At 64.3% G+C, this 22,869-nt stretch carries 18 protein-coding genes; 9 read left to right on the top strand and 9 right to left on the bottom strand.

Annotated elements, in window-relative coordinates; genetic code table 11:
• Positions 1 to 1,471: Ig-like domain-containing protein (locus tag EN862_RS30630; protein ID WP_348632093.1), on the bottom strand; the 1,471-nt coding region annotated here is incomplete at its 3' end.
• A 350-nt stretch (positions 1,472 to 1,821) separates the two neighbouring features.
• On the opposite strand from EN862_RS30630, the gene EN862_RS30635 reads away from it, so the two are divergent.
• Positions 1,822 to 2,739, top strand: coding sequence for a transglutaminase-like cysteine peptidase (locus tag EN862_RS30635; RefSeq protein WP_348632094.1), 918 nt, complete (start codon positions 1,822 to 1,824; stop codon positions 2,737 to 2,739).
• Positions 2,740 to 2,750: 11 nt separating this feature from the next.
• On the opposite strand, the gene EN862_RS30640 is transcribed toward EN862_RS30635, so the two are convergent.
• Genes EN862_RS30640 through EN862_RS30655 form a run of 4 tightly spaced genes read right to left on the bottom strand, consistent with a single transcriptional unit; the run spans position 2,751 to position 8,306 of the window.
• Positions 2,751 to 3,392 (bottom strand): ribbon-helix-helix domain-containing protein, encoded by a 642-nt coding sequence (locus EN862_RS30640; protein ID WP_127867381.1) that lies wholly within the window; start codon positions 3,390 to 3,392, stop codon positions 2,751 to 2,753.
• Positions 3,382 to 4,671, bottom strand: coding sequence for an HlyD family type I secretion periplasmic adaptor subunit (locus EN862_RS30645; RefSeq protein WP_127867380.1), 1,290 nt, complete (start codon positions 4,669 to 4,671; stop codon positions 3,382 to 3,384). The genes EN862_RS30640 and EN862_RS30645 overlap by 11 nt, the downstream gene beginning before the upstream one ends.
• A gap of 13 nt (positions 4,672 to 4,684) precedes the next feature.
• On the bottom strand, positions 4,685 to 6,817 hold the full coding sequence (locus EN862_RS30650; RefSeq protein WP_127867379.1) for a type I secretion system permease/ATPase: 2,133 nt from the start codon (positions 6,815 to 6,817) through the stop codon (positions 4,685 to 4,687).
• A gap of 40 nt (positions 6,818 to 6,857) precedes the next feature.
• Positions 6,858 to 8,306, bottom strand: coding sequence for a TolC family protein (locus EN862_RS30655; protein WP_127867378.1), 1,449 nt, complete (start codon positions 8,304 to 8,306; stop codon positions 6,858 to 6,860).
• A gap of 177 nt (positions 8,307 to 8,483) precedes the next feature.
• Between EN862_RS30655 and EN862_RS30660 the strand changes: the two genes are divergently transcribed.
• Both EN862_RS30660 and EN862_RS30665 read left to right on the top strand, forming a co-directional pair.
• The gene (locus EN862_RS30660) at positions 8,484 to 8,723 is read left to right on the top strand and encodes a hypothetical protein (RefSeq protein ID WP_127867377.1); all 240 of its coding nucleotides are present in this window, start codon (positions 8,484 to 8,486) and stop codon (positions 8,721 to 8,723) included.
• Complete coding sequence (locus EN862_RS30665; RefSeq protein WP_127867376.1) at positions 8,720 to 10,060, top strand: NAD(P)H-dependent oxidoreductase; 1,341 nt, start codon at positions 8,720 to 8,722, stop codon at positions 10,058 to 10,060. The genes EN862_RS30660 and EN862_RS30665 overlap by 4 nt, the downstream gene beginning before the upstream one ends.
• Here EN862_RS30665 and proC read toward each other — a convergent pair.
• The 3 genes from proC to EN862_RS30680 form a co-directional block, all read right to left on the bottom strand.
• On the bottom strand, positions 10,035 to 10,850 hold the full coding sequence (proC, locus tag EN862_RS30670) for a pyrroline-5-carboxylate reductase (protein ID WP_127867375.1): 816 nt from the start codon (positions 10,848 to 10,850) through the stop codon (positions 10,035 to 10,037). The genes EN862_RS30665 and proC overlap by 26 nt on opposite strands.
• 80 nt (positions 10,851 to 10,930) lie before the next feature.
• On the bottom strand, positions 10,931 to 12,250 hold the full coding sequence (locus EN862_RS30675; RefSeq protein ID WP_127867374.1) for an O-antigen ligase: 1,320 nt from the start codon (positions 12,248 to 12,250) through the stop codon (positions 10,931 to 10,933).
• On the bottom strand, positions 12,219 to 13,217 hold the full coding sequence (locus tag EN862_RS30680; protein WP_127867373.1) for a glycosyltransferase: 999 nt from the start codon (positions 13,215 to 13,217) through the stop codon (positions 12,219 to 12,221). Before EN862_RS30680 ends, EN862_RS30675 begins: the two co-directional genes overlap by 32 nt.
• Before the next feature lie 170 nt (positions 13,218 to 13,387).
• Between EN862_RS30680 and EN862_RS30685 the strand changes: the two genes are divergently transcribed.
• The 3 genes from EN862_RS30685 to EN862_RS30695 are packed head-to-tail and all read left to right on the top strand — an operon-like array spanning position 13,388 to position 16,265.
• Entirely contained in the window at positions 13,388 to 14,557 is a 1,170-nt protein-coding gene (locus tag EN862_RS30685) for a glycosyltransferase family 4 protein (protein WP_127867372.1), read from the top strand.
• On the top strand, positions 14,554 to 15,348 hold the full coding sequence (locus tag EN862_RS30690; protein WP_127867371.1) for a WecB/TagA/CpsF family glycosyltransferase: 795 nt from the start codon (positions 14,554 to 14,556) through the stop codon (positions 15,346 to 15,348). The genes EN862_RS30685 and EN862_RS30690 overlap by 4 nt, the downstream gene beginning before the upstream one ends.
• Positions 15,345 to 16,265: a DUF6492 family protein gene (locus tag EN862_RS30695; RefSeq protein ID WP_127867370.1), complete on the top strand. Its 921-nt coding sequence runs from the start codon at positions 15,345 to 15,347 to the stop codon at positions 16,263 to 16,265. Before EN862_RS30690 ends, EN862_RS30695 begins: the two co-directional genes overlap by 4 nt.
• A 320-nt stretch (positions 16,266 to 16,585) precedes the next feature.
• On the opposite strand, the gene EN862_RS30700 is transcribed toward EN862_RS30695, so the two are convergent.
• The gene (locus EN862_RS30700; protein ID WP_127867369.1) at positions 16,586 to 17,881 is read right to left on the bottom strand and encodes a lipopolysaccharide biosynthesis protein; all 1,296 of its coding nucleotides are present in this window, start codon (positions 17,879 to 17,881) and stop codon (positions 16,586 to 16,588) included.
• Positions 17,882 to 18,082: 201 nt separating this feature from the next.
• Here EN862_RS30700 and EN862_RS30705 point away from each other — a divergent pair, with 201 nt between their 5' ends.
• The 3 genes from EN862_RS30705 to EN862_RS30715 all read left to right on the top strand — a co-directional run bounded on the left by EN862_RS30705 (position 18,083) and on the right by EN862_RS30715 (position 22,722).
• Entirely contained in the window at positions 18,083 to 20,581 is a 2,499-nt protein-coding gene (locus tag EN862_RS30705) for a GumC family protein (protein ID WP_127867368.1), read from the top strand.
• A 228-nt stretch (positions 20,582 to 20,809) separates the two neighbouring features.
• On the top strand, positions 20,810 to 21,709 hold the full coding sequence (gene folD / locus EN862_RS30710) for a bifunctional methylenetetrahydrofolate dehydrogenase/methenyltetrahydrofolate cyclohydrolase FolD (protein ID WP_127867367.1): 900 nt from the start codon (positions 20,810 to 20,812) through the stop codon (positions 21,707 to 21,709).
• A gap of 14 nt (positions 21,710 to 21,723) precedes the next feature.
• Positions 21,724 to 22,722, top strand: coding sequence for a GlxA family transcriptional regulator (locus EN862_RS30715; protein ID WP_040988147.1), 999 nt, complete (start codon positions 21,724 to 21,726; stop codon positions 22,720 to 22,722).
• Positions 22,723 to 22,869 lie beyond the last annotated feature (147 nt).

Genomic DNA, 22,869 nt, shown 5'->3' on the forward strand with positions numbered 1-22,869 from the left:
AGTCGCCGATCGAGATGGTCAGCGTGGTGTGCGACAGGTCGCCGTCGCCGTCCTTGATGGTGTAGGTGAAGACGTCGTCATGGCCGCCCTGGGTGCCGGCGTCGCGCACATAGCTGTAGGAGCCGTCGGCGTTGAGCGTCAGCTTGCCGTAAGTGCCCTGGATGACCGTTCCCACGGTCGCGCTATTATCCAGCGACGCACCGGTATCGCCAACCACGACACCCACCACCGTCACGTCGTCCGCGCCCCTGACGTCCGCGCCCGCCGCATTGCCGTCGCTGCCCGTGCCGGTGATGACGTTGCCGTCGATCTCGGCGTGCGAACCCGCAGGCACTGCATCCGTATCGGCGACAGCCGTCGGGACATCATCGATGATGTTGATCACCAGCGTTCCGGGAGGTGCCGCATCGCCGTCGGAGTCCACGACCCCGACTCCGAGGCTGACACTCGTGTTGTCGCCCGAAGTGTTGTCGAGCAGAGTGTAGGTGTAGCTGATCGTGCCGGTACCGGTAGCCGAATTGAAGATATAGCTTGCGGTCAGCGAACCCGTGGCATCGGTAAAGGTTTGCGGTACTGTGGTCAGCACATGGCCGCCGAGCGTGACCTGCGACACGCCATCCGGCGAGGTGAAGGCGATGCTGCCGGAGGTGGTCTCGGAATTGGAAGCGGAATCCGAGCCGGCCGGTTCACCGTTACGGGCTGGCAGGCCGGCTTCGTTGACGCTCGCTGCTCCGATCACCCCGATCGAGGGCGTGGAGTCCGGTTGCACCAGCCCCGGGAACAGCTCGCGATGCTCCGGCTGGCCGAACGCCAGGTCCGTCGGCGGCAGAAGGGCGGTAAGGCCGAAGCCGTCGCCGATGCCGCCCGGAGGCTGTTCGAAATTGCCGCCCGCGCTGCTCGGCGAGCCGTTGCCGCCGGCGGAGATCGAGCCGTCGGCGCCGAAGGCGACATCGACATGGCTCGCCTCGAGGGCGGCGATGAGGGCCACGCGCGGCACCTCGACATCGCCGATGATGAAGGTCGGCACGTTGAGCGCGCCGTCCTTGATGACGATCTCGGATCCGTCGGGCTGCACCAGCACGAGGTTGTGCCCGTCGACCTTGATGTTGTCGATCGAGACGTTGGCCGGGAGCTTCACGACATTGCCGGTTTCGGCATGATACTCGTGCGGTACATTCTCAGCCGCGGTGTTCGCCGCCGGCGCGTTTGCGGCCGGTGCGTTTCCTTGGGCGGCATTGGAAGCCGGAGCGTTGGAGGCATTCGCATTGGCTGCCGGCTGGTTTGCAGCCGGCGTGTTGGCCGCGCCCTGTGCCGGCGCGCCGCTGCCGACGTCGACCGGCACGGGCTCGCTCGCCGCCTGGCCGGTGGTCGCCTGCGCGACCTGGACACCCGTCGGGTTATGGTTTTCAGCGGCGCTGGTGTGCTCGTCCCAGGAATTTGAAACGGCGTCGAATTCGATATTGGTCGTCATAGCTCAAGCCCCTCCGGCATTTCCCGGAAAGAGACATGTCAGGCCCGGACTTTGCAACAGACCTTTCATCTATTTCATATATTCAAATATGTAGAGAATCGCATTTTTTACACTTGGTAAATTGCGATGATATACTCCATTATGTATGATCTTAAGGGCCCCGGGATCGGCTGCTTGGCTCGGCGCCGGTTTGGTCAATGAAAGTATAAATTTGAATAAAATTTGATCGAAAATAGAATAGAGTGATTCGCGGAAATTTACCCACCTTCCTTTCCGATAATTTGAGACAAGATTGGTAGCGTCCACAGTCAAAGGTGGGCGTTATGAAAATACAAAAAGCGGCCCCGGGAATGACGGGGATCAAGGTTCTCTTGCTGGCTGTCGGCCTTGCCGGCCTGGCAAATCCATCATCCGCCAGCGTGGATTCGGGGCCGGATCCGGTGCTGCAAAAGGTGGTTGCGCCGGCGAGCCTCGGCGGCGTTTCGCTGGCCCGGCCGCAGTCCCGGCAGCCAGCCGCCGTATACCGCATCGCCGACATCTCTGCTGGCTACGCGCCGGCGGCCGAGGTTGAAGCGCTTTCCGGCGCCAAGGCCGATCCCGGCATCGACCCGATCCAGACCGCCTCGATCATTCCCGGTGTTTTCGGCTCCGTCGCCCTGTCGATGCGCAACTTCCCGGTCGCGTCGCGCTGGGCTCCCGTCTACAACGCCATCGTAGGCTGCACGGCGGGCAGCGCCTGCGATCGCGAGAGCCCGGCATTCTCCGAGATCATCGACATTGCCGCGGGCAAGGGCTTTCGCGACAAGCTATCCTTCGTCAACTCGAGCATCAACCGCCTGATCGCCTATCGCAAGGACAGCGTCGTTTACGGCAAGCTCGACTATTGGGCAAAGCCTTCGGAAATCCTTGAACATCGCGCCGGCGATTGCGAGGACTTCGCCATACTCAAGATGGCAGCGCTGCTCAGGGCCGGCATTCCGGCGCAGAGCATGTCGCTGGTGGTGCTCCAGGATCGCCGCCGCAAGTTCTTCCATGCAGTCCTGTCGGTCAGCACGGCAAGCGGCGCCTTCATCCTCGACAGCCTGGGCAACGCCGTCCTGCGCGACAGCGATCTGCCCGACTATGTTCCGCTCTATTCCTTCAGCACCGATCGCGCCTGGATCCACGGGTCGAAGTCCGGCGCGCAGATCGCCGACATCGCTGGCGGCTTTGCGACGGTGGCGCCCGGCGAAGGCTCGCCGGAACCAACTGTCGCATCGAAGCACTAGGCCGACCGGCTCTAGCCGTTGAAGACGAAAGCCATCAGAAGTTCCGGTTCGGCGACAGGCGCGCGCACGGCGCTGAGCTGGCCACGATAGCGCCGCTCGCCGGCGCCGATGACGAAGCCGCTGGTCACCGGCGTTTCGCCATTGGCGTCGAGCCTGGCGAAGATGTCGGTGACGTTGAGATCGAGCGCCAGCTTCAAATCCTGCCGCCCATCCTCTCCGGGCGCGCTCGGCAACTGGCGCCTTACCAGTTGCTGGAACGGCGTGTTGAAGGCCAGGATCTTCTTGGACGACGAAAGCGCGAAGGCGGGCGAGGGGCATGCGACCAGGATCGCGTTGATCGTGCGGATCGAGGCGAGCTTGCGCAGCTCCATGCTTTCCTCGGCGAGGCCGCGCATGCAGGCGACCCGGATCGCCGAGGTGAGGTTGCCCTGGTCCGGATGATGTTCGGCGATCTCCTCGACCAGCATGCCGATCGTGCATTTGCGGCTTTCCGCCATGTGCTTCAGCGACACCCAGAAGGCGCGTTCCAGCCGGATGCCGCGACGTACGCCGCCGCGCGCCACGACGCGGAATTCCGGGCCGAAATCCTCGGCCACGAGCGCCGGCAGCAGCCGTTCGCGCGGAGTGCCGGAGCTGATGGCGCTATCTCTCACTCATCGCCTCCTGACGCGCCTTGTTGATCGGCTTCAAGAGATAATTGAGGATCGTCTTGCGTCCGGTCTTGATGTCGACCGAGCAGATCATGCCGGGGATGATCGAATAGGTCTTGCCGTTCCTTGTCAGCGTCGACTTCTCGGTGGCCACGCGCACCTGGTAGTAGGGTTCGCCCGTCTTCTGGTCGACGAGGCTGTCGGCGGTGATGTTGGAGACCTTGCCCTCGATGCCGCCGAAGATCGAGAAGTCATAGGCCGTGACCTTGATCAGCGCTTCCTGGTTCGGCTGGATGAAGGCGACGTCGCGCGGCGAAACCCGTGCCTCGACCAGCAGCGTCTCGGATGTCGGCACGATGCCGGCCACGACCGCGCCCGGCTGCACGAAGGCGCCGAGGGTGTTGACGTCGAGCGTGTTGACGATGCCGTCGACCGGCGAGCGTATATCGGTGCGCGCGACCTTGTCGGTGGCGCCGCGGATGGTTTCGTCGACGACGGAAAGATCGGCCAGCGCTTGCGTCAGGTCGCTCAGCGCTTCCTGCTGCAATTGCAGGCCGAGCTCGTTTACCTGAAGCTGCGCCTCGGTGATTGCCGCCTGGGTCTTCTTGATGGTCTCTCCGGCCAGCGTCAGCTGTCCGTGCAGGTCCGTCTGCTCGCGCTCGACGCGGATCTGCTCGGTCCTGGCCATCAAGCCCTTCTTGACCATGGGTTCCACCAGCGCCGCTTCCTGGTCGGTCACGGCCAGGCTTTTGGACAGGCGGTCGGAATTGGCGGTGGCCTCGTCCAGCTCCTTCTCGCGCTGGTCGAGGCGCGATTTGAGAACCGACAGCTTGACTTCGAAATTGTCGCGCCGCGCGACGAGCAGTTTTTGCTCGTTGTCGCAGATTTCCGGCGCGACCGTCTGGATCTCCGTGGGGCAGGGGAAGGACCCTTCGACATTGCCGCTCTGCTCGAACTGCAGCCGCGCGATGCGTGCCTGCAGCGCTCGCGCCTTGGCCTTCTCTTCGCCCAGGCTCGACGTGTTGCCCGAATTGTCGAGACGGATGATGAGGTCGTTCTTCTTGACGGTCTGTCCGATCTGGACGGCGATCTCCTGCACGACGCCGGCTTCGCTAGCCTGGATGACCTGCGTCTTCGAGGCGGGTATCACCTTGCCGTCGCCGCGCGCGATCTCGTCCACCTCGGCAAAGGATGCCCAGCCCGTGAAGCACACGAACAGGGCGCCGACGATGTAGACGGACGCCGAGGCGAAAAGAGGTGGCCGGTCTTCCCTTGCAAGCATGTTTGCGTTCCGGTCAGGCACTGCCTTTTTGCAGTGCCTGGATGACTTGTTCCTTTGGCCCGTCTGCGACGACGCGGCCTTGATCGATGACAATGAGGCGGTCGGCCAGCTCCAGCATGCTGTAGCGATGGGTCGATACGATCAGCGTCGTGTCGCGGTCGAATGCCACCTTGAGCTGCTTGATCAACTGCCGTTCCGAGGCGAGGTCCATCGAACCCGACGGCTCGTCAAGGAAGACGATCTTCGGCTTCGTCAAAAGCAGCCGGGCGATCGCCACCGACTGCCTTTGCCCGCCCGAGAGATTGGTGCCGCGCTCGCCGACATTCATATCGTAGCCGCGCGGATGCCGCGAGACGAAGTCGTCGACGCCCGCGGCCTTCGCCGCGTCGATGATCTCCTCGTCGGTCGCTTCCGGCGCCGCCATCAAGAGATTCTCCTTGATGGTTCCCGAAAACAGGTCGCCGGCCTGCGCGACGATGCCGACCGCGGCGCGAACCTCCGACGGATGGTATTGGCGGATGTCGATGCCGTCGATGAGCAACTCCCCCGACGTCGGCAGGAAAAGCCGGCCGATCAGCCGGCCCATCGTGGTCTTGCCGGAACCGATGCGGCCGATGATGCCGATCCGCTCGCCAGGCTTGACCGCGATGTTGAGGCCGCTCAGAACCTCGTTCTCGGTGCCGGGATAGGCGAAACCGACATTCTTGAAGACGAGCGCGCCGCTGCGGATCGGCCGGTTGACGAAACCGACCGTGTCGGGGCGGTCCTCAGGCTGCGACATGATCGTGTTGATGATCCTGAGCGACAGCATGGCCTGCCGGAAACGCGCAAGCGTGATCGCGATCTGGCCGAGCGGCGCCACGGCGCGGCCGGCCAGCATCACGGTGCCGATGATGGCGCCCGTCGAGACCTGTCCTTCGGAGAAGGCATATGCGCCGGCAACGACCAGGGCGACCGTCACGAATTGCTGGATGGCGCCGGTGATGTTGCCCGCAGCCGCCGAGAGCTCCTTGATCTTCTCCGACGTGTTGGCCGCATTCTTCGAGTGCTCGCCCCATTTGCGCAGCAGATAGGCCTCGGCGCGCAGCGACTTGATCGTCTCCAGCGTGGAAATGGATTCGACCAGCAGGGCCTGGCGCTGGGATGCCTCGTTCATCGAGGCCGCGACTCGCTTGCCGATCCGCCGCTGCGTTATCAGCCCGACGATGACGGAGATGACGAAAGCCAGCGCCGGTATGATCACCAGCCAGCCGCCAATGGCATAGATCACAGCCAGGAAGACGAACACGAAGACCGTGTCGATGAAGACGCTGATGGTGTTCGAGGTGAAGAACTCGCGCACGAACTCGTATTGCGTGACACGGTTTGCATATTCACCGGTCGACCCGGGCCGGGCCGAAAGCGAGGAATTCAACACCTTCTCGAACAGCAGATAGGATATCCGCAGGTCCGCCTTGCGTCCTGCATAGTCGATCAGCGACGCCCTGGCCGTCTTGAGCAGCAGGTCGAACAGGATGGCCGCGCCGATGCCGAGCGCCAGCACCCAAAGCGTGGAGATCGCCTTGTTCGGCAGGATGCGGTCATAGACATTCATGGTGAAGATCGGCGAGGCGATCGCCAGCAGATTGATGAAGACCGCCGACAGCACAACCTTGGAGTAGGTGCGCCAGAACGCCCCCATGGTGCCGGTCAGCCAGTGGCGTCTTTCGATCCGCGCGGCTGTGCCGACGGTCATCTCTTCGGCGGTGTTGGCATAGGTGATCGAAAAGGACGTGCCGCCGCTGATGTAGTTTTCGGCGAGTTCCGCCCTGTCGATCGTGGTGCGTCCGTTTTCCTGGGGCGCCGTCAGATATTGCCCGCCCTCGATTTCCGCCAGGAGCGCGACCGGCAATTGGCTGACGCGGAAGACGATCGCCGGAAGATCGAAGCGGCCGCGCAGGAAATCGCGATGGCTGAAATCCTGGACCTCCAGTCCGATGCGCTCGGCCAGATGGCGGATTTCGTCCGGCTCGATGCGCGTCTCCGAAATCGGCACGCCGGCAAACAGCACCGTTTCCGCGCTCGGCCTGCCGAGATAGGCCGCAACGGCGCAGAAGCAGGCTTTGAAAGCCTCCTTGGGCGACAGGATATGAGGTTGCTGGTTCACGATCCGCCCCGAAGGACTGAGGGATCGATGCTTACATCGGCTACTTTTTCCTGACCGGCGCGAGGATGTCGAACGGCAGATCGTTCTTCTGCTCCGACGGCGTCCGCGCATAAGTCTCGGTATCGGCCGTAGCCGGCACACCGAATTCCTCACGAGCGTAGGCCGCGGACTGCTTGGCCGGCTGGATGTTGAGTGTCTTCAGCAATTCCCCGGTTGCGGCCAGCAGCCGGTACTCCGCGAACAGCGACGCGTAGGACGACGTGTCGGCCAGCGTCGCGGTGTTGAAGCGCGTGTTCTGGGCATCGAGCACGTCGAGCAGCGAGCGCTGTCCGACCTTGAACTGCTCGCGATAGGAAGCCACGAGCTTTTCGTTGGTGGCCGCCTGCTGTCGCAGCGTCTGTGCCAGTTCCGCCTGGCGGAACCTGCGGTCCCATGAGGTGCGGACGGCTTCCTCGATCTCGCGCAGCACCTGATGCAGCGCCAGACGCTGCTCGCTGGTGCGGCGGATCTGTTCCTGCTCGTTGGCCTTGTCGATGCCGCCGCGGTACAGATTCCAGCGCAGCACCACCCGAGCCTGCAGGTCGCTGGTGTCGCCATTATCGCCATCGATATCGTACCCGCCGCGGGCAACACCCTCGGCGGTGATCGTCGGACCGTATTTCGCCCGCGCCGCGTCGACCAGCGAAGCCGCCGCGTCGATATCGCTGTTGGCCATGTGGACACGCGGATTGTTCTGCCTGGCAAGCCCGATCGCATCGTCCAGCGACCGCGGCAGGGCGGCTGAGACATCGGCCGGCCGCGATGGGCTGGTCAGCGGCTTGCCGACATTCTTGAAGAAGCGGATCTTGGCCGCCTCGAGTTCTTCGGTTGCCTCCTGCATCCGCGCCTTGGCGGCATAAAGGCGTTCCTCGGCCTGCTGCCGGTCGGCGTCGTTGAGCGCGCCGCCCGCGATGCCTTGCTTGATGTCGCTGAGAATGGACTGATGAAAGCCAAGGTTCTTCTTGGCCTCGAGCACGATCGAAGCCTGCAGCATGTATTCCAGATAGTCCTGGACGACCGCGAGCCCGATGAACTCCGACCGCTCCAGAACCCGGAAGGAAGCTCCGTCGACCCGCGAGGCCTGACGATTGAGTTCCGCCCGCCTCGCGCCGCTGTCGAAAAGTGTCTGCGAGACGGTAAGGTCGGCCTCGTTCGGATAGAGGGCTTTGTGATCCTCGTCGAGCGCGCGTCGCGTATCATTGTCCAGGCGGCGAACGCCTGTCGACGCTTCCAGATCGACGCTCGGAAGATAAAGGCCTTTCGCCTGGCGCAGCTCGAATTCGATCGCTTCGCGGTTTTCGATCGCCTGGCCAATCTCCGGATTGGATTCCACTGCGACGGCAACGGCTTCTTTGAGCGTGAGTGCGCTGGCGCTACCGCAAGCCAGCATCGACACCGTAATGGCAAGCGCGACGCGCCAGCCGACGGTAACCTTACCCGTCCTGGTCATTTCTACCCCGTGACTATCCCCGCGCCATCTATTTTTTTATCGGCGCTTATTGCCCAAGCCTGCCACCGGAGCCTGCGGGCAGTATCTATCAGATTTTTCGAGGATGTGAGTGCATAATGGATTAGACACGCTTTAAAAGTGCGATTCAGGGCATTAGGGCCAAAGCCTGTAGCAAAAATGGCACAGAAAATAGGCGCGCTGCGGCGGGGGATTTTTGATTCAAAGCGGGCTGCAATGGTTAATGGCCTGAAACAAATGGCGAATCGTGCGGCCGCTGGATACAAGCTCCCGGGAAATCTGCTGCGCCTTTGCAAACAATGCGCAAGAAATCGCCATGTCCGGCTGGTTTGGTTGGCAAACGGTGATCGTTCCCTGTATTGCGAGCCGGATCAAAAAGCAGTGGATCTTCTTGCATGACCAATGTCGTCCTGACCGGGCTTGCCCGTGATCTTGCCCGTCGCGCCGCCGAGGGCAGGCCCGTGCGCGTCGGCGTCATCGGCTCCGGCGAGATGGGGACCGATCTGGTGACGCAGGGCATGCTGATGCCGGGCATAACGATCGCGGCCATCTCCACGCGGCGCCCGCACACCGCCCGCGAGGCGATCCGCATCGCCTATGGCGACGAGGCGATGGCCGCCGAAGCCGAAACCGCCTCCAAGGTCACCCAGGCGATCGAGGGCGGCAGGATCGCCATCACCTCGAACGAGATGCTGGTCACCAATCCGCTGATCGACGTCGTCATAGACGCCACGGGCAAACCGGGCGTCGCCGCCGATTTCGACCTGATAGCCATGGAGCATGGCAAGCATCTGGTGATGATGAATGTCGAGGCCGACGTGACCATCGGCTGTTACCTGAAGCAGCAGGCCGACCGGCTGGGTGTGATCTATTCGGTCGGCGCGGGCGACGAGCCGTCAAGCTGCATGGAACTCATCGAATTCGCCTCGGCGCTTGGGTTAAGCGTCGTCGCGGCGGGCAAGGGCAAGAACAATCCGCTCAACCATGACGCCGTTCCGGACGACTACCGGGAAGAGGCGGCGCGCCGCAACATGAACCCGCGCATGCTGGTCGAATTCGTCGACGGCTCGAAGACCATGGTCGAGATGTGCGCCATCGCCAACGCCACCGGCCTGGTCCCGGATGTCCCGGGCATGCACGGCCCCAAGGCCGATCGCGATCAACTGGCCAAGGTGCTGATCCCGAAAGAGGACGGCGGCCTGCTCTCCCGGAAAGGCGTGGTCGACTACACGATCGGCAAGGGTGTGGCGCCTGGCGTGTTCGTCATCGTCGAGGCGATGCATCCGCGCGTCGTCGAGCGCATGGACGATCTCCATGTCGGCCGCGGCCCCTATTACGGCCTGTTCCGGCCCTATCATCTGACTTCGCTGGAGGTGCCGCTGACCGCCGCCCGCATCATGCTCTACGGCAAGCCCGACATGGTGCCCCTGCCGAGGCCGGTGGCGGAGGTCTGCTCGGTCGCCAAGCGCGACCTTGCCGCCGGGGAGACCTTCGATTCGATCGGCGAAACCTGCTACCGCTCCTGGACCATGACCATTGCCGATGCCCGGGCGAACCGCGCCGTCCCGGTCGGCTTGCTCGAAGGCGGCAAGGTGCTGAAGCCGGTCAGGAAAGGTGAGTTGCTGACGGCGGACAATGCAGCGCCGGACCAGACGACGAGACTCTACGCCCTGCGCAAGCTCCAGGACGAGATGCTGTATGGGGCGAAGATCACTTCCCCAGCTCTATCGACCTGAGCCGCGCCGCTTCCACGGCTTCGGTGACCAGCTTCGTCAGCCGGTCTTCGCCCATCAGCACCGCAAGCGCGGCGGCGGTGGTGCCGTTGGGGCTGGTCACCTGCTGGCGCAGCACGCCGGGCTCCTCGTCGCTTTCAGCGGCGAGCGAGGCGGCCCCGAAAACGGTCTGCATGGCGAGCAGCTTGGCTGTCTCGGCCGGCAGGCCGGCCTTCTCGGCCGCAACCGTCAGCGCTTCGATGAAGTGGAAGACATAGGCCGGACCGGAGCCGGAGACGGCCGTCACGGCATCCATCAGGCCCTCGTCGTCGATCGTCGTCACGACGCCGCTTGCCGAAAGCAGCTCAAGGACGAAGCGCCGCACGTCGTCGGAGACCAGCGGATTGGAAAACACCACCATCATGCCCTTGCCGATCGCAGCCGGCGTGTTCGGCATGCAGCGGACGATCGGTGCATGCTCGCCGAGGATAGTTTCGAACGTGGCGACCGGGGTGCCGGCGGCGACGCTGACGAAAGTCGTCCTGCCGTCGCCGAAGCGCTTGTAGTCAGCCGTCACCTCGCGGATCACCTGCGGCTTCACGGCGATGACGACCAGATCGGGAACGGCATCGGCCGGAATGCCCGCGGCCTCGGCGGCCGCGCGGCAGCCGAGATGCTCGGCACGCTGGCGCAGTTCCGCATTGGGCTCGACCACGAAAACCGCCGATGGTTCGAGCTTGGCGGATTTCAGCCAGCCCGAGAGCATGGCGTAACCCATATTGCCGCAACCGGCGAGAACGAGCCTGATCGTCATGAAAACCTCCGTAAAGGTTCTCCTTAGACGCTAGAGGGGCACCGGGAAAGTCCAGTTTGGCGCAGGCCGATCGGCCAGGATCAATGCGAGAGGCGAACCGGGATCGGCCGCAGCGAGACTTGTCTCAGGCCAAGCACGCCGAGCACGAAGAACAGCCACACCGGATCGCCGCGGTGGAAGAAGAAGCTTTCCAGGAAGCCGTTCAGCGCCGTGAACAGCACCACCATCATGAAGAAATCGCCGAGGAAGATGTTTTCCTTGCGCGCCGGGATGCGCATGTAGTCGCGCAACGGGGCGATCAGGAAGGTGTAGACGGCGACGCACAGCGCCGGGATGCCCATCAGCACGGCGATGTCGAGATAGCCGTCATGGCCATGCACGATGGTGCGGATATCCCAGGGCCGGTCGAAGGGCTGGTCCTGGTTGAGCAAAAGCGGCGTCCCCCAGAAGCTTTCGTAGCCGTAGCCGGTCCACGGCTTCTTCGCCAGCATCTCGCCGGCGAACTCCCAAAGGGTCGTGCGTCCCGTATAGGTGAGATCGGGGAAATAGATCGCCGCCAGATGCTTCACCGGCGGGATGAAGACGATGCCGAGCGTGCCGACCGCGGTCGCGACGATGGCCAGCGCGAACAGGATCGGCGTGCCGAGCCGCATGCCGATGAGGCTGGGCAGCACGACGATCATGATCGAGAACGGCACCAGTCCGGCGGTCGTCTTTGAGCCGGTGTGGAGCATGAAGATCATCGCCGCGCAGAAGATGCTGGCGCCCCACCAGCGCTGGCCGCGCCGGAACAGATAGAGCCCCGCGAAGCTGAAGCAGGCCATCACCGGGCCGGCGATGTTCTTATGGGTGAAGACGCCGCGCCACAGGCCGGCATGCTCCGGCTCCTGCGAATCGGCGGTGTGCAGCGCCTCATGCGGGAAGACGACCAGGCCGATATAGGAAAGGCCGATCACCACGACGGCGGTGAAGATGATCACGCGGGCGAAGGAAACGGCGTCGCGCGGCAGCACCAGGATCGTCGCCATGGTGATGATGCCGATCATGGTGAAGGAGGCGGCGCGCATCGCCGCGGGCGGATCGGTTGCCAGCACCACCGACAGGAAGAAGAAGCCCAGCATCAGCGCCCAGGATGGGCTGACCAGCGAGCGCACCACGCGCGGGTCGGCAAAGGCGAGCAGCGAGAAGATGGAGAGGGCGCCGAGCGAGCCGAAGCCAAGCTGGTTGACAATGTCGCCGCCGTCGCCGGTCAGTTCCGCGCCGGCCGGCTGGAACGGCCGAAACGAGACGATGATGACGGTGAACAGGAGCGCGGCGATAGCCGTCGCCACACCTTCCCTGGTGAAGGCGGCGCCGAGCGGCGCGCGCTCAATTCTTCTCAGGCTGCCGGTACTGCTCATTGGCATATCCGAATTCGGCAAGCACCCGGCCGAGCGCGACATAGACTGGATAGAGGCCGCTCGTCAGCGAGCCGGTTCGCGCCAGCCGGATGGCCCCGCGCAGCGGCGAGGCCGCGAGCAGCGCCAGGCTTTTGAGAAAAACTTTAACGCCGGCAAGCGGTGTGCCGGCGCGCTTCTTCCTTTCAACCAGCGTCGAGATCACGCCATTGCGCAGGCTGCGGGCGCGGATCCAATCGGCCTCGACGCGCCGCGCCGGCACGGTCTCGTTGACTTTTGCCTCGGCGCACCAGCCGAGCACGAAGCCTTTCTGCGCGGAACGGCTGAGGAAGTCGGAATCGCCGCCGCCCATGAAATTGAACCTGAGATCGAGGAAGGGCGGTCCCATGGCCTTGAGCACGTTGCGCCCCACCAGCAAATTGCCGGACGAATAGAGTGCCGGAACGCGACCGGTTTCCCGGTAGGGCGGCGCGAACACCGGGTGTTCCGCCCATCTGACGTGGCTCGGATCGGCGAAGACCGGCACTTGCGGGCCGCCGACGATGTCGGCGCGAAGCGTCTCGGCGGCCTTGCACATGCGCTCCAGCCAGTCCGGCTCGGCGATCTCGTCATCGTCGATGACAAGAAGGTACTTGAAGTTGGGAAATTGCAGGATCGCCGTCTGCCAGCCGGCATTGTAGGCGCTGCAATTGCCGCGCTCATGCGCGACGATTACAAGTCCCGGCATCTCGCTGCTTTCGAATAGCGGCAGCACTGCCTTGGCGCCCTCGCGCGCCTCGGCCTCGTTTTCCATGACGATGACGGCGAAGCGCCTTTCGGTCCGCTGCGCTTTGAGCGAAGCCAGGGTTTCCAGCACCTGCTGCGGCCGCTTGAAGGTGGGCAGCGTCACCACCACCTCGACGCTCTCGGCGGCGAGCCCCGGTGACCGTCCCGCGATCGATACAGAAGCGTCGGACGGCAAAGGGATCATCCGTTTTTGAGCAGCGTGGGTTTGCGCCCTCGATAGCATCGCGGTGATAACGTTTCGTTAATCACCTTCTCGCCCGGCTGTCGGAAAAGCCGGGTCTTTGGCCTTTGACGGTGCCATTTAATCAAGGCTTCACCGCGTTTTGCTACCGGCTGCACCTAAGGATAGGTGAGATGCATCTGCTGTTCGCCACATCGATCGTGCCCGATGGCGCGCTCGCCTCGGGCTACGAGATTGCCAATGCCGCGATCATCGATGCGCTGCAGCGCGCCGGCGTGCGCGTGACGGTCATCGGTTTCATCTGGCCGGGCAAGACCCCGTCCGATCCGCAAAACACCATCGTGCTCGACGCCGTCGAGGTCCGCACCGAAAGCGCTTCGCCGCTGCAAAAGCTTTCCTGGCTGGGCAAGGCGCTTTCCTCCGGCCTTACCTTCTCCTCGGTCAAGCTGCGCGTTGTCTCCGACGCTGAGCTGCGCGCCGCCATCGATCGCGCCGGTCCCTTCGACGGCTATGTCCTGAATTCGGTGCAGTTCGCCGGCGCCTTCGAGAAGGTTCTTGCCGACCGTCCATTCGTCTTCGTGGCGCACAATGTCGAGCATCGCTCGGCCGAGGAAAATGCGGCTGCGGCCGGCAGCGCGCTTCAGCGCTGGATGTTCCGCCGCGAGGCCAGGCTGCTCAAGATCATGGAGGAGCGCCTTTGCGGCGCGGCGCGCTTTGTCTTCACGCTGGCCGAGGAAGACCGCGCGGCACTCGGCGTCGCCTCCGACACACGCTCGGCGGTGCTGCCGTTGGTGACCCGCGCGCAGGCGCCGATAAAGGCGAAGCGACATATCGATTGCGACGCCGCGCTGATCGGCACCTGGACCTGGCAGCCCAACCGCATCGGGCTCGACTGGTTCCTGACCAAGGTCGTGCCGCATCTGAAGCCGGATTTCCGCATCAGGATCGCCGGCAACATGCCTTCCGGCGTGACATCCGCTCATCCCGGCGTTTCCTTCGTCGGCAGGGTCCCGGATGCGCGGGCCTTCGTGCGTGGCGGCGCCGTCGTTCCGTTGATCAGCACTGCCGGCAGCGGCGTGCAGCTGAAGACCATCGAGACCTTCGAGCTCGGCCTGCCATCCGTCGCCACCAGCCGCTCGCTGCGCGGCATCGGCTATCACCCCGACAATTGCGTGGTGACCGACGATCCGATCGCCTTCGCCGCCGCCCTCCAGGCGGCCGCCGCCAATGTCCGTGACGTCGATGGCAGCGCCTTCCACCGCCGCCAGTTGAAGGCGCTCGACGCCGCGATCGCGCTTGGCCTGGAGAAGCTCGGCGCCGTCAGGCAGGAGGTCGCCGCATGAACATGCACACCGCGCGCGCCGCCTTCGGCTTCGATACGCTCAAGACCATCCTGGGCATTCCTGTGCTGGCCATTCGCTGGGACGAGGCCATCGCCTTGCTCACCAGGCTGATCGACGAGCGCCGCTTCACCAAGGTGAGCTTCCTCAACGCCCACAACGCCAACTTGGCCTGCACCGACCTGGTCTTTGCCGAGGCGCTGGAAAACTTCCTCATCCTCCCCGATGGCGTCGGCGTCGATATGGCGGCGAAGCTGCTTTACGGCGAGCCATTCCCGAGCAACCTCAACGGCACCGATTTCATTCCGGCCTTCCTGCAGGCGTCGTCGCATCCGCTGACGGTGGCGCTGCTCGGCACGACGCGCGCCAACGCCGAAGCCGCATGCGCGAAGCTGTCGACGCTTGCCATGCAGCACAATTTCGTTGTCATCCATGAAGGCTTCTTCTCCGCCGCCGAGGAGCCGGCGATCCTCGAGCGCATCGCCAGGCTGCGGCCCGATATATTGCTCGTCGCCATGGGCGTTCCGCGCCAGGAATTGTGGATCGAGCGCCATATCGACAGCCGCCATTGCACGCTGCCGGTCGCCGTCGGCGCGCTGCTCGATTTCATGAGCGGCTCGGTGCCGCGCGCGCCGCTCTGGCTGCGCCGGCTGCGGCTTGAATGGCTGTTTCGCCTCTGGATCGAACCCGGCCGCCTGTGGCGCCGCTATATCGTCGGCAATCCCGTCTTCCTGTGGCGCGTCGTCAGGCAGAAGCTGTCGCTCGGACCGCGACCGCTGGAGGCGCGCCGGTGAACAGCCGCTTCGTGCCGGATACCGCGACCAAAATCGAACCGCTGCCGCGCACACCCTCGGCCGCGATCGTCACGGCGAGCTACGCGCCGGATTTCGAGCGCTGCCGGCTTTTGTGCGAAACCATCGATCGTCACGTCACCGGCATGGCGCATCATTACATCCTGACCGAGCATCACGACGTCGCGCTGTTTCGCCAGTTGGAGGGCAGCCGCCGCAGCGTCGTCGACGAGCGGGATCTGTTGCCGCGCTGGCTGCGCGTGTTCGATGATCCGCTGAGCGGCTTCCGCCGCCGCATCTGGCTGAGCTTCAAAACGCAGCCGCTGCGCGGCTGGCACGTGCAGCAGCTTCGCCGCATCGCCATTGCCGGGCAGGCGAAGGAAGACGTGCTGGTCTTTTGCGATTCCGACGTCGCCTTCCTGAAGCCATTCGATACCGGCGCCTTCTGGCGCGACGGCAAGGTGCGGCTGTTCCGTCGCGACGGCGTGCTGTCGAACAACGGACACGACGAGCATCGCATCTGGTCGCGCAATGCCGGCACGGCACTCGGCATCGATCCTGCTGTCGCGTCGAGCCACGACTACATCTCGACGCTGATCGCCTGGCGCCGCGAGACGGTCAACGCGATGTGCGAGCGCATTGAGAAGGTGCATGGCCGCGACTGGGTCGGCGTTCTCGGCTCGGCGCGAAAATTTTCCGAATGCATGATCTATGGCCGCTATGTCGACGACGTGCTCGTCGGCGCCGGCCATTTCCACGGTTCGGAGGAATTCTGCCGCGTCCACTGGAACGGCGAGCCGCTCTCGGATGACGAGTTCCGCCGCTTCGTCGACACCATGGCGCCCGAACAGGTGGCGATCGGCATGCAGTCCTTCATCGGCACCGACATCGGCCGCATCCGCCGCCTGATCGGGCTTTGATAGTTCTGATAGATCCGAGACGTTGGGAACTGGCGGAGACGATCCTCTCGTCGTCATTCCAGGGCGGAGCAAGGAGCGAAGCGACGCGCGCAGACCCTGGAATCCATGCCGTTACTTCGAAGTGTCATAACGGTACAGAATTCTGCTCCGCTGCATTCTTCGGCACTGGTCACGGAATGGATTCCAGGGTCTCCGCGACGGAGCTTCGCTCCTGCTCCGCCCTGGAATGACGACCTTGAGGACTTCGCCCCGATCCCAAACGTTTGCAAAAGGTCCGCCCGATCAAACGAACGGCAACCTTGGTTGCCAAAAAAGATACATCAGATCGCCTTGGCCGGTCGACGCATGGCCGAATAAGTCAAAAGCATCGAGGCGAGATAAAGCAGCAGGAAGACGATGTTGAGCGACAGCACCAGATTGGCCGTGTCGGGGATGGTCGTCAGCACATAGGTGAGCAGAACCGCCTTCAGGCCGGCGAGCAAGCCAAGATTGATCGCCCGCACCGCCGTCTGGCCGCGCGCGAAGAGCAGCTCGGCCTGATATTCGACGAGGTTGCGCAGTCCAGGCACGCAGACCGCCAGCGCCACCAGCGGCGCCGCCTCGGCGACGTTCTTGCCCAGCGCATTCGGGAAGAAGTGCAGGATTATGCCGATCGACGCCAGCGCCAGCGTCGAGACCAGGAACACGCCGCCTTCGATGCCGCTCTTGACCGCCAGCCGCGACAGGAGCTCAGGCGCCCGCATCATGCGCTGCACCAGCATCATCGAGAAGGTGCGGATCGGGATCGCGGTGAGATCGACCAGCCGCATGATGATGGCGTAGATGCCGGCGAGATGCGGCCCGCCGATCGACAGCACCAAGAGCTTGTCGAACTCCATCTGCAGATAGAACAGCACCTCGGACCCGGCGACATAGACGGAATCGGCGAGCCGCCGGAAATAGAGCTCGGCGCGCAGTCTCAGCCGCTGGCGCGGATAGAAGAAGACGAAGGCGACGACGAGCGAAGCGGCATTGGCGCCGATGTAGAATAGCGACCAGACGCCGATTGTATGCTGCGCGGCAAGCATGAACAGGATCGCGCCGACCGCCCGAAGCGCCGTCGCCAGGATGGCGAGCACCGCCGCGCGCCCGAACTTGCCAAGCCCGTTGTTGACGATCAGCGCTACTTCCACCGGCCGCCACAACAGCGCCTCGGCGAAGACGATCGCCGCGAAGGCTGACAGCGGCACGGTGTTGGCAAAGAAGATCAGGTAAACGATGTAGGAGGCGGCGGCGAGGAACGGCAGCGACAGGACGCCGAGAAGCAGGAAGCCGGCGGTGAATGTGCCGATCAGGTTGGGGCGGATCGTGGCGGTGCGATAAAGCGCCGAGATGAAGCCGAAGGCCAGGATGCGCGACAGCATGATGCCGGCGGCAGAGGCGGTCGCGAACATGCCGAATTCGGCGATCGAAAGCGTGTTGGCCAAGGCGATGAAATAGGCGAGCGAGAACACCAGCCGGCCGCCGGCGCCGCTGATGGCCGAGAGATAGTCGAATACCAGTTTCCGGCGGGTGGCCACGAAGGGGCCGATCCGCGCGAAACTCCGCCTTTGCGGCATGTCGCTGGCCTGGGTCATATCCGGGGCGATAGATAGGCTGGAAAGTTTAACGCGGCGTTCTGGCGACGGCTCCGGCGGTGCCGAAATGCCGCGAACAAGGCGAGAAACCCTGTGGGCCTGGGTGGAAAATTAACCGTTTGTTTCCTATGCCCGTTTAGCGTGGCTTAACGATTGGCCGATCCGCCGCGCCCAAGCTGTCAGAGAGCAAGTTCCAGGACAATGGTCGACAGGGATAACCGTGATGACTGGAGGCGCGAGCGTTCCCTGCTGGCGCTCGGTCAGGCCATGCGTGGCGAGGACAACACCGTTTCGATTGGCGACAGGGCCAACTCTTCCTGGCGCGAGGACGCCGCCGCGCGCCACCGCGCAGCGCGTTCCGAGCGCGAAGGAAAGTTGAATCCGCAGTCCAATGATACCGACGAATTTGGCCGTCATCAGGGACAAGCGCAATCCCAGCCGGTCGAGCCCGAACATGACTGGCGCGGAAAAAATCGGTCTGCGTCGCCCGAGCCGCTCCGTGAAGCTCCTGCGGAGAGCCAGCAGCCGCAAGCCGCGCCTGAATCGCGTCACACGAGCCGGCCACGAGCCGAGAACGATTCCGAGGAATGGAAGCCGTTGATCGACCCGATGCAGGTCGTGCACGGTATCACGCGATCCAAGGCGCTGATCCTGTCGACGACCATCCTGGGCGCCGCGCTCGGCGTCGCCATCGCCTTGTCGACGCCGAAGAAATATGAGGCTACCACCGACGTCATCGTCGATCCGCGCGACCTCAAGCTCACCGATCGCGACCTGACGCAGAACGTGGTCGCCTCGGATGCGACGCTCGCCATCGTCGAGAACCAGGTCCGCATCCTGACCTCTGGCACCGTCCTCAACAAGGTCGTCACCGATCTCAACCTTACCAATGATCCTGAGTTCAATGGCCAAGGCAATGGCGGCTTCGGCCTGATGTCGACGCTCCGCTCGATCCTGTCGCGGCAGGATGCAGGTGCTGCGGACGAAGCGCGCAAGCGCGCGTTGGCGGTCGCCAAACTGTACGACAGCCTCGACGTCGAGCGTGGTGGCAAGACCTTCGTGGTCTCGGTCAGCGCCACCACGCAGAACGCCGAGAAATCCGCCTTGATTGCCAACACCATGGTCAAGGCGTTCAAGCAGATCTCCAGCGAGATCCAGTCGAGCACCGCGGGCCGCGCCAATGACGAGCTCACCGCCAGGCTCGACGAACTACGCAAGGGCGTCGAGACGGCCGAACGCAATGTCGAGGATTTCAGGGCGACGCACGACCTCGTCGACGCGCAGGGCCACCTGATCAGCGACGATCAGATGCTGAAGCTCAACGAGCAGCTCTCCGTCGCCCGCGCCCGCACGCTGGAGCTCAATGCCCGCGCGGCCTCGGCGCGCTCGCTGAACGTCAATTCGGTCCTCAGCGGCACATTGCCCGAGGAGATCAACTCCAACATGATGAGCGAGCTGCGCTCGCAATATGCGGCACTGAAGCAGGAAGCCGACCGTGCCGAGGTCAAGCTCGGGCCGCGCCATCCGGAGATCGAGGCGTTGAATGCCCAGCTTGCCGGCGCGCGCGAGCGCATAGGCGCCGAGCTGCAGCGCATCGCGTCTTCGCTGCAGGTCGACCTGAAGCGCTCCGTCCAGCTCGAGCAGGACCTTTCCTCGCGCCTGGCGCAGGCCAAGGTGCAGAGCGGCGACGTCAACAACAACCTGGTCTCGCTGCGCGAGCTGGAGCGCGAGGCGGCCGCCAAGCGTTCCGTCTACGAGCAGTTCCTGCTGCGCGCCAAGGAGACCGGCGAGCAGAAGGACATCAACACCGCCAACATCAGCGTCATTTCGGAGGCCTATGCGCCGCTGCAGGCCAAGGGACCGTCGCGCGCCGTGATGGCCGTGGCCGGTCTGTTTGCCGGCCTGTTCGCCGGCATCGGCCTGGGCGCGCTGCGCGGCATCCTTGCCAGCCTGCGTGAGACGGCCGATGGCCGCTCGCGGCGCAGGGTCGACGAGCGCCTTCCAGTCGTGGAGAACAGTTCCAACCACGCCGCTCCACCGGTGCCGCCGCTCGTCACGCCGCCACCGGTCGTGACACCGCCGCCCGCCCGCCCGGTCGCCCCACCACCGGCCGCGTCCTTCACGCCGCAGCCTCCCGCTCCGTCTTTCACGCCGCCTACGGCTCCGGCATTCACGCCGTCGCCAGCCGCGTCTTTCACACCGCCGCCTGCCTCACCCCCGACACCTCCACCGGCGGCTGCTCCCGCGCCCGCCCAGCCCGTCGCGCCGCCATCGACATCGGACAACGATGCCGGCCGCCCGGGACTCTTCGGCTCGCTGGCCTCGGCGCTTCGCTATTTCGTGCGGCGCGAGCCGGCTGACACGGTCGACCTGGACACCGTTCCACCCGAAAGCGCCTGGCGCGCGCCCAGCCGGGAGGAACGCTATTCTCGGGCTGAAGCCCCGGCGCGGGAGAATGTCCAGCCGCCATACGAGCAGGGCTATTCCTATCGGCCGGACCATGCGCGGTCCGATCCCTACGAGGATCATTATCCGGCATCGCCGGCAGCCTATCATCCGCAACCGCCGGCCGTCGGCGACGCCCGCCGGCCGTCCGCCGACCAGCAGGGTGAGATCGACGAGATCCGCGCCAGCCTGCGCGAATTCCGCGAGGCGGTGCGCGAGCTGACCGAAAGCCGCTCGCGTCGCCGCTATTTCTAAGGCGCCGGTGTTCTTGGCCACCCATATTTCTTAGCCACTCGACCTTCGATAAAAGCGACCGGTTTCGGGTTTACGGCATCCGACGACGCTTTGACGGGATTGCCTTGGCGAATTTTCGTGAAAATGCCCCGCGGCATTTCGGCCGGCCGCGCCCTGCGTCGGCGGTTCGGGATGCCGGATTGAGGCATGGGGCATGCATCGATGCGGCCTCGAAACGGAGAGTTCGTGATGACCGAAGTGATTGACGGAAAGCGTGTCGCCGAGGATGTGGTTTCGAAGGTCAAGGCGCTGACGTCGGAGCTTTCGGCCAAGGGCGCCACCAAGCCCGGCCTTGCGGTGGTCATTGTCGGCGAGGATCCGGCAAGCCAGGTCTACGTCGCCTCGAAATCGCGCACCGCCAAGGAATGCGGCTTCCATTCGCTCCAGCATACGCTGCCGGCCGACACCACAGAGGAACAATTGCTGCAGATCATCGGCGATCTCAACGCCGACAAGTCGATCCACGGCATCCTCGTACAGTTGCCGCTTCCAGGCCATATCGACGCCGGCAAGGTGATCCAGACGATCGCGCCGGAGAAGGATGTCGACGGCTTCCACTTCATCAATGTCGGCAAGCTCGGCACCGGCGAGCTCGAGACGGCCTTCGTGCCCTGCACGCCGGCGGGCTCGATGCTTCTGATCGAGCGCGTGCGCGGCAAGGACCTTTCCGGCCTCAACGCCGTTGTCGTCGGCCGCTCCAACATCGTCGGCAAGCCGATGGCTAATCTGCTGCTCGCCGCCAACTGCACGGTCACCATTGCCCACAGCCGCACCAGGGACCTGCCGGCGCTGGCGCGTACCGCCGATATCCTGGTCGCCGCGGTCGGCCGTCCCGAGATGGTCAAGGGCGACTGGGTGAAGCCCGGCGCCACCGTCATCGACGTCGGCATCAACCGCATCCCGGCGCCGGAGAAGGGCGAAGGCAAGAGCCGCCTGGTCGGCGACGTCGCCTACGCCGAGGCGGCCAAGGTCGCCGGCGCCATCACGCCGGTCCCTGGCGGCGTCGGGCCGATGACCATTGCCATGCTGATGGCGAACACTGTAGCTTCCGCCTACCTCGCGGCCGGGCTGAAGCGGCCGTCCTTCTGATCGAAAGCAGATCCTTGCCGAACCTTACTGCTCCTATCGAACGGCCGATCACGAACGATCCCGTTCAGGGCGGCCGCCAGTTCGGCTTTCTGCTGGTCGACAAATTCTCGATGTTCTCGCTGGCGGCGGCCATCGACTGCTTCCGCTCGGCCAACCGCCTGCTCGGTCGCGACTTCTACGGCTGGACGACGATTTCGGCCGATGGCGACGCGGTCATGGCCTCCAACGGCCTGCCGCTCAAGATCGACTATTCGGTCGCCGACATGCCGCCGGTCGACATCCTGTTCGTCTCGGTCGGGCTCACCACCGAATTCCCCGGCAAGAGCAAGGTGCTGGCCGCGCTGCGCAGCTGGGGCCGGCGCGGCAATGCGCTGGGGGCGCTCTCGGTCGGCTCCTATCTTTTGGCCGAGGCCGGACAGCTCGACGGCTACCGCTGCACCATCCATTGGGAAAACCGCGCCGGCTTCATGGAGCGCTTTCCCGACATCAACTGCACCGGCAACGTCTTCGAGATCGACCGCAAGCGCTACACCTGCGCCGGCGGCACAACCTCGATCGACCTGATGCTGGAGATCGTGCGCGGCGATTTCGGCTCCAACCTCGCCAATGGCGTCGCCAACCAGTTCCAGCACGAGCGCATCCGTTCGGCCGGCGACCGCCAGCGCGTCGGACCTGAGCGCGACCTCACCGGCAAGTCGGAGAAGCTCAGGCGCATCGTCGAATTGATGGCCGACCATCTCGACGAACCACTGTCGGCCGTGCAGCTCGCCAAGTCAGCAGGGCTTTCGGTGCGGCAGGTCGAGCGCCTGTTCCTGCGCCACCTTAGCGTGACGCCCGGCCGCTATTACATGCGGCTGAGGCTCGAACGCGCGCGCGAGTTGCTGCGCCAGACCAACATGCCGATCCTCGACGTGGCGATCGCCACCGGCTTCACCTCGCATTCCTATTTCGCGCAGAGCTATCGGCTGCAGTTCGGCCGGCCGCCATCGGAAGAGCGGCGCACCACCTATTGATCTCGCAGAAAGATCGTCGGATCCGGCGGTGCCGGCACCTCACATTTTGGCCGGGTTGAAATCCTTGGCAAGCCAAGCAAGTCTGGCCGCCGGGGATGTGCCGTCGGTTGGCGTCGAGCCAGCGATGCCCGGATGCTAGACGAAGCC

Origin of the sequence: Mesorhizobium sp. M2E.F.Ca.ET.219.01.1.1 (assembly GCF_004016445.2) — a bacterium.
GTDB lineage: Bacteria > Pseudomonadota > Alphaproteobacteria > Rhizobiales > Rhizobiaceae > Mesorhizobium.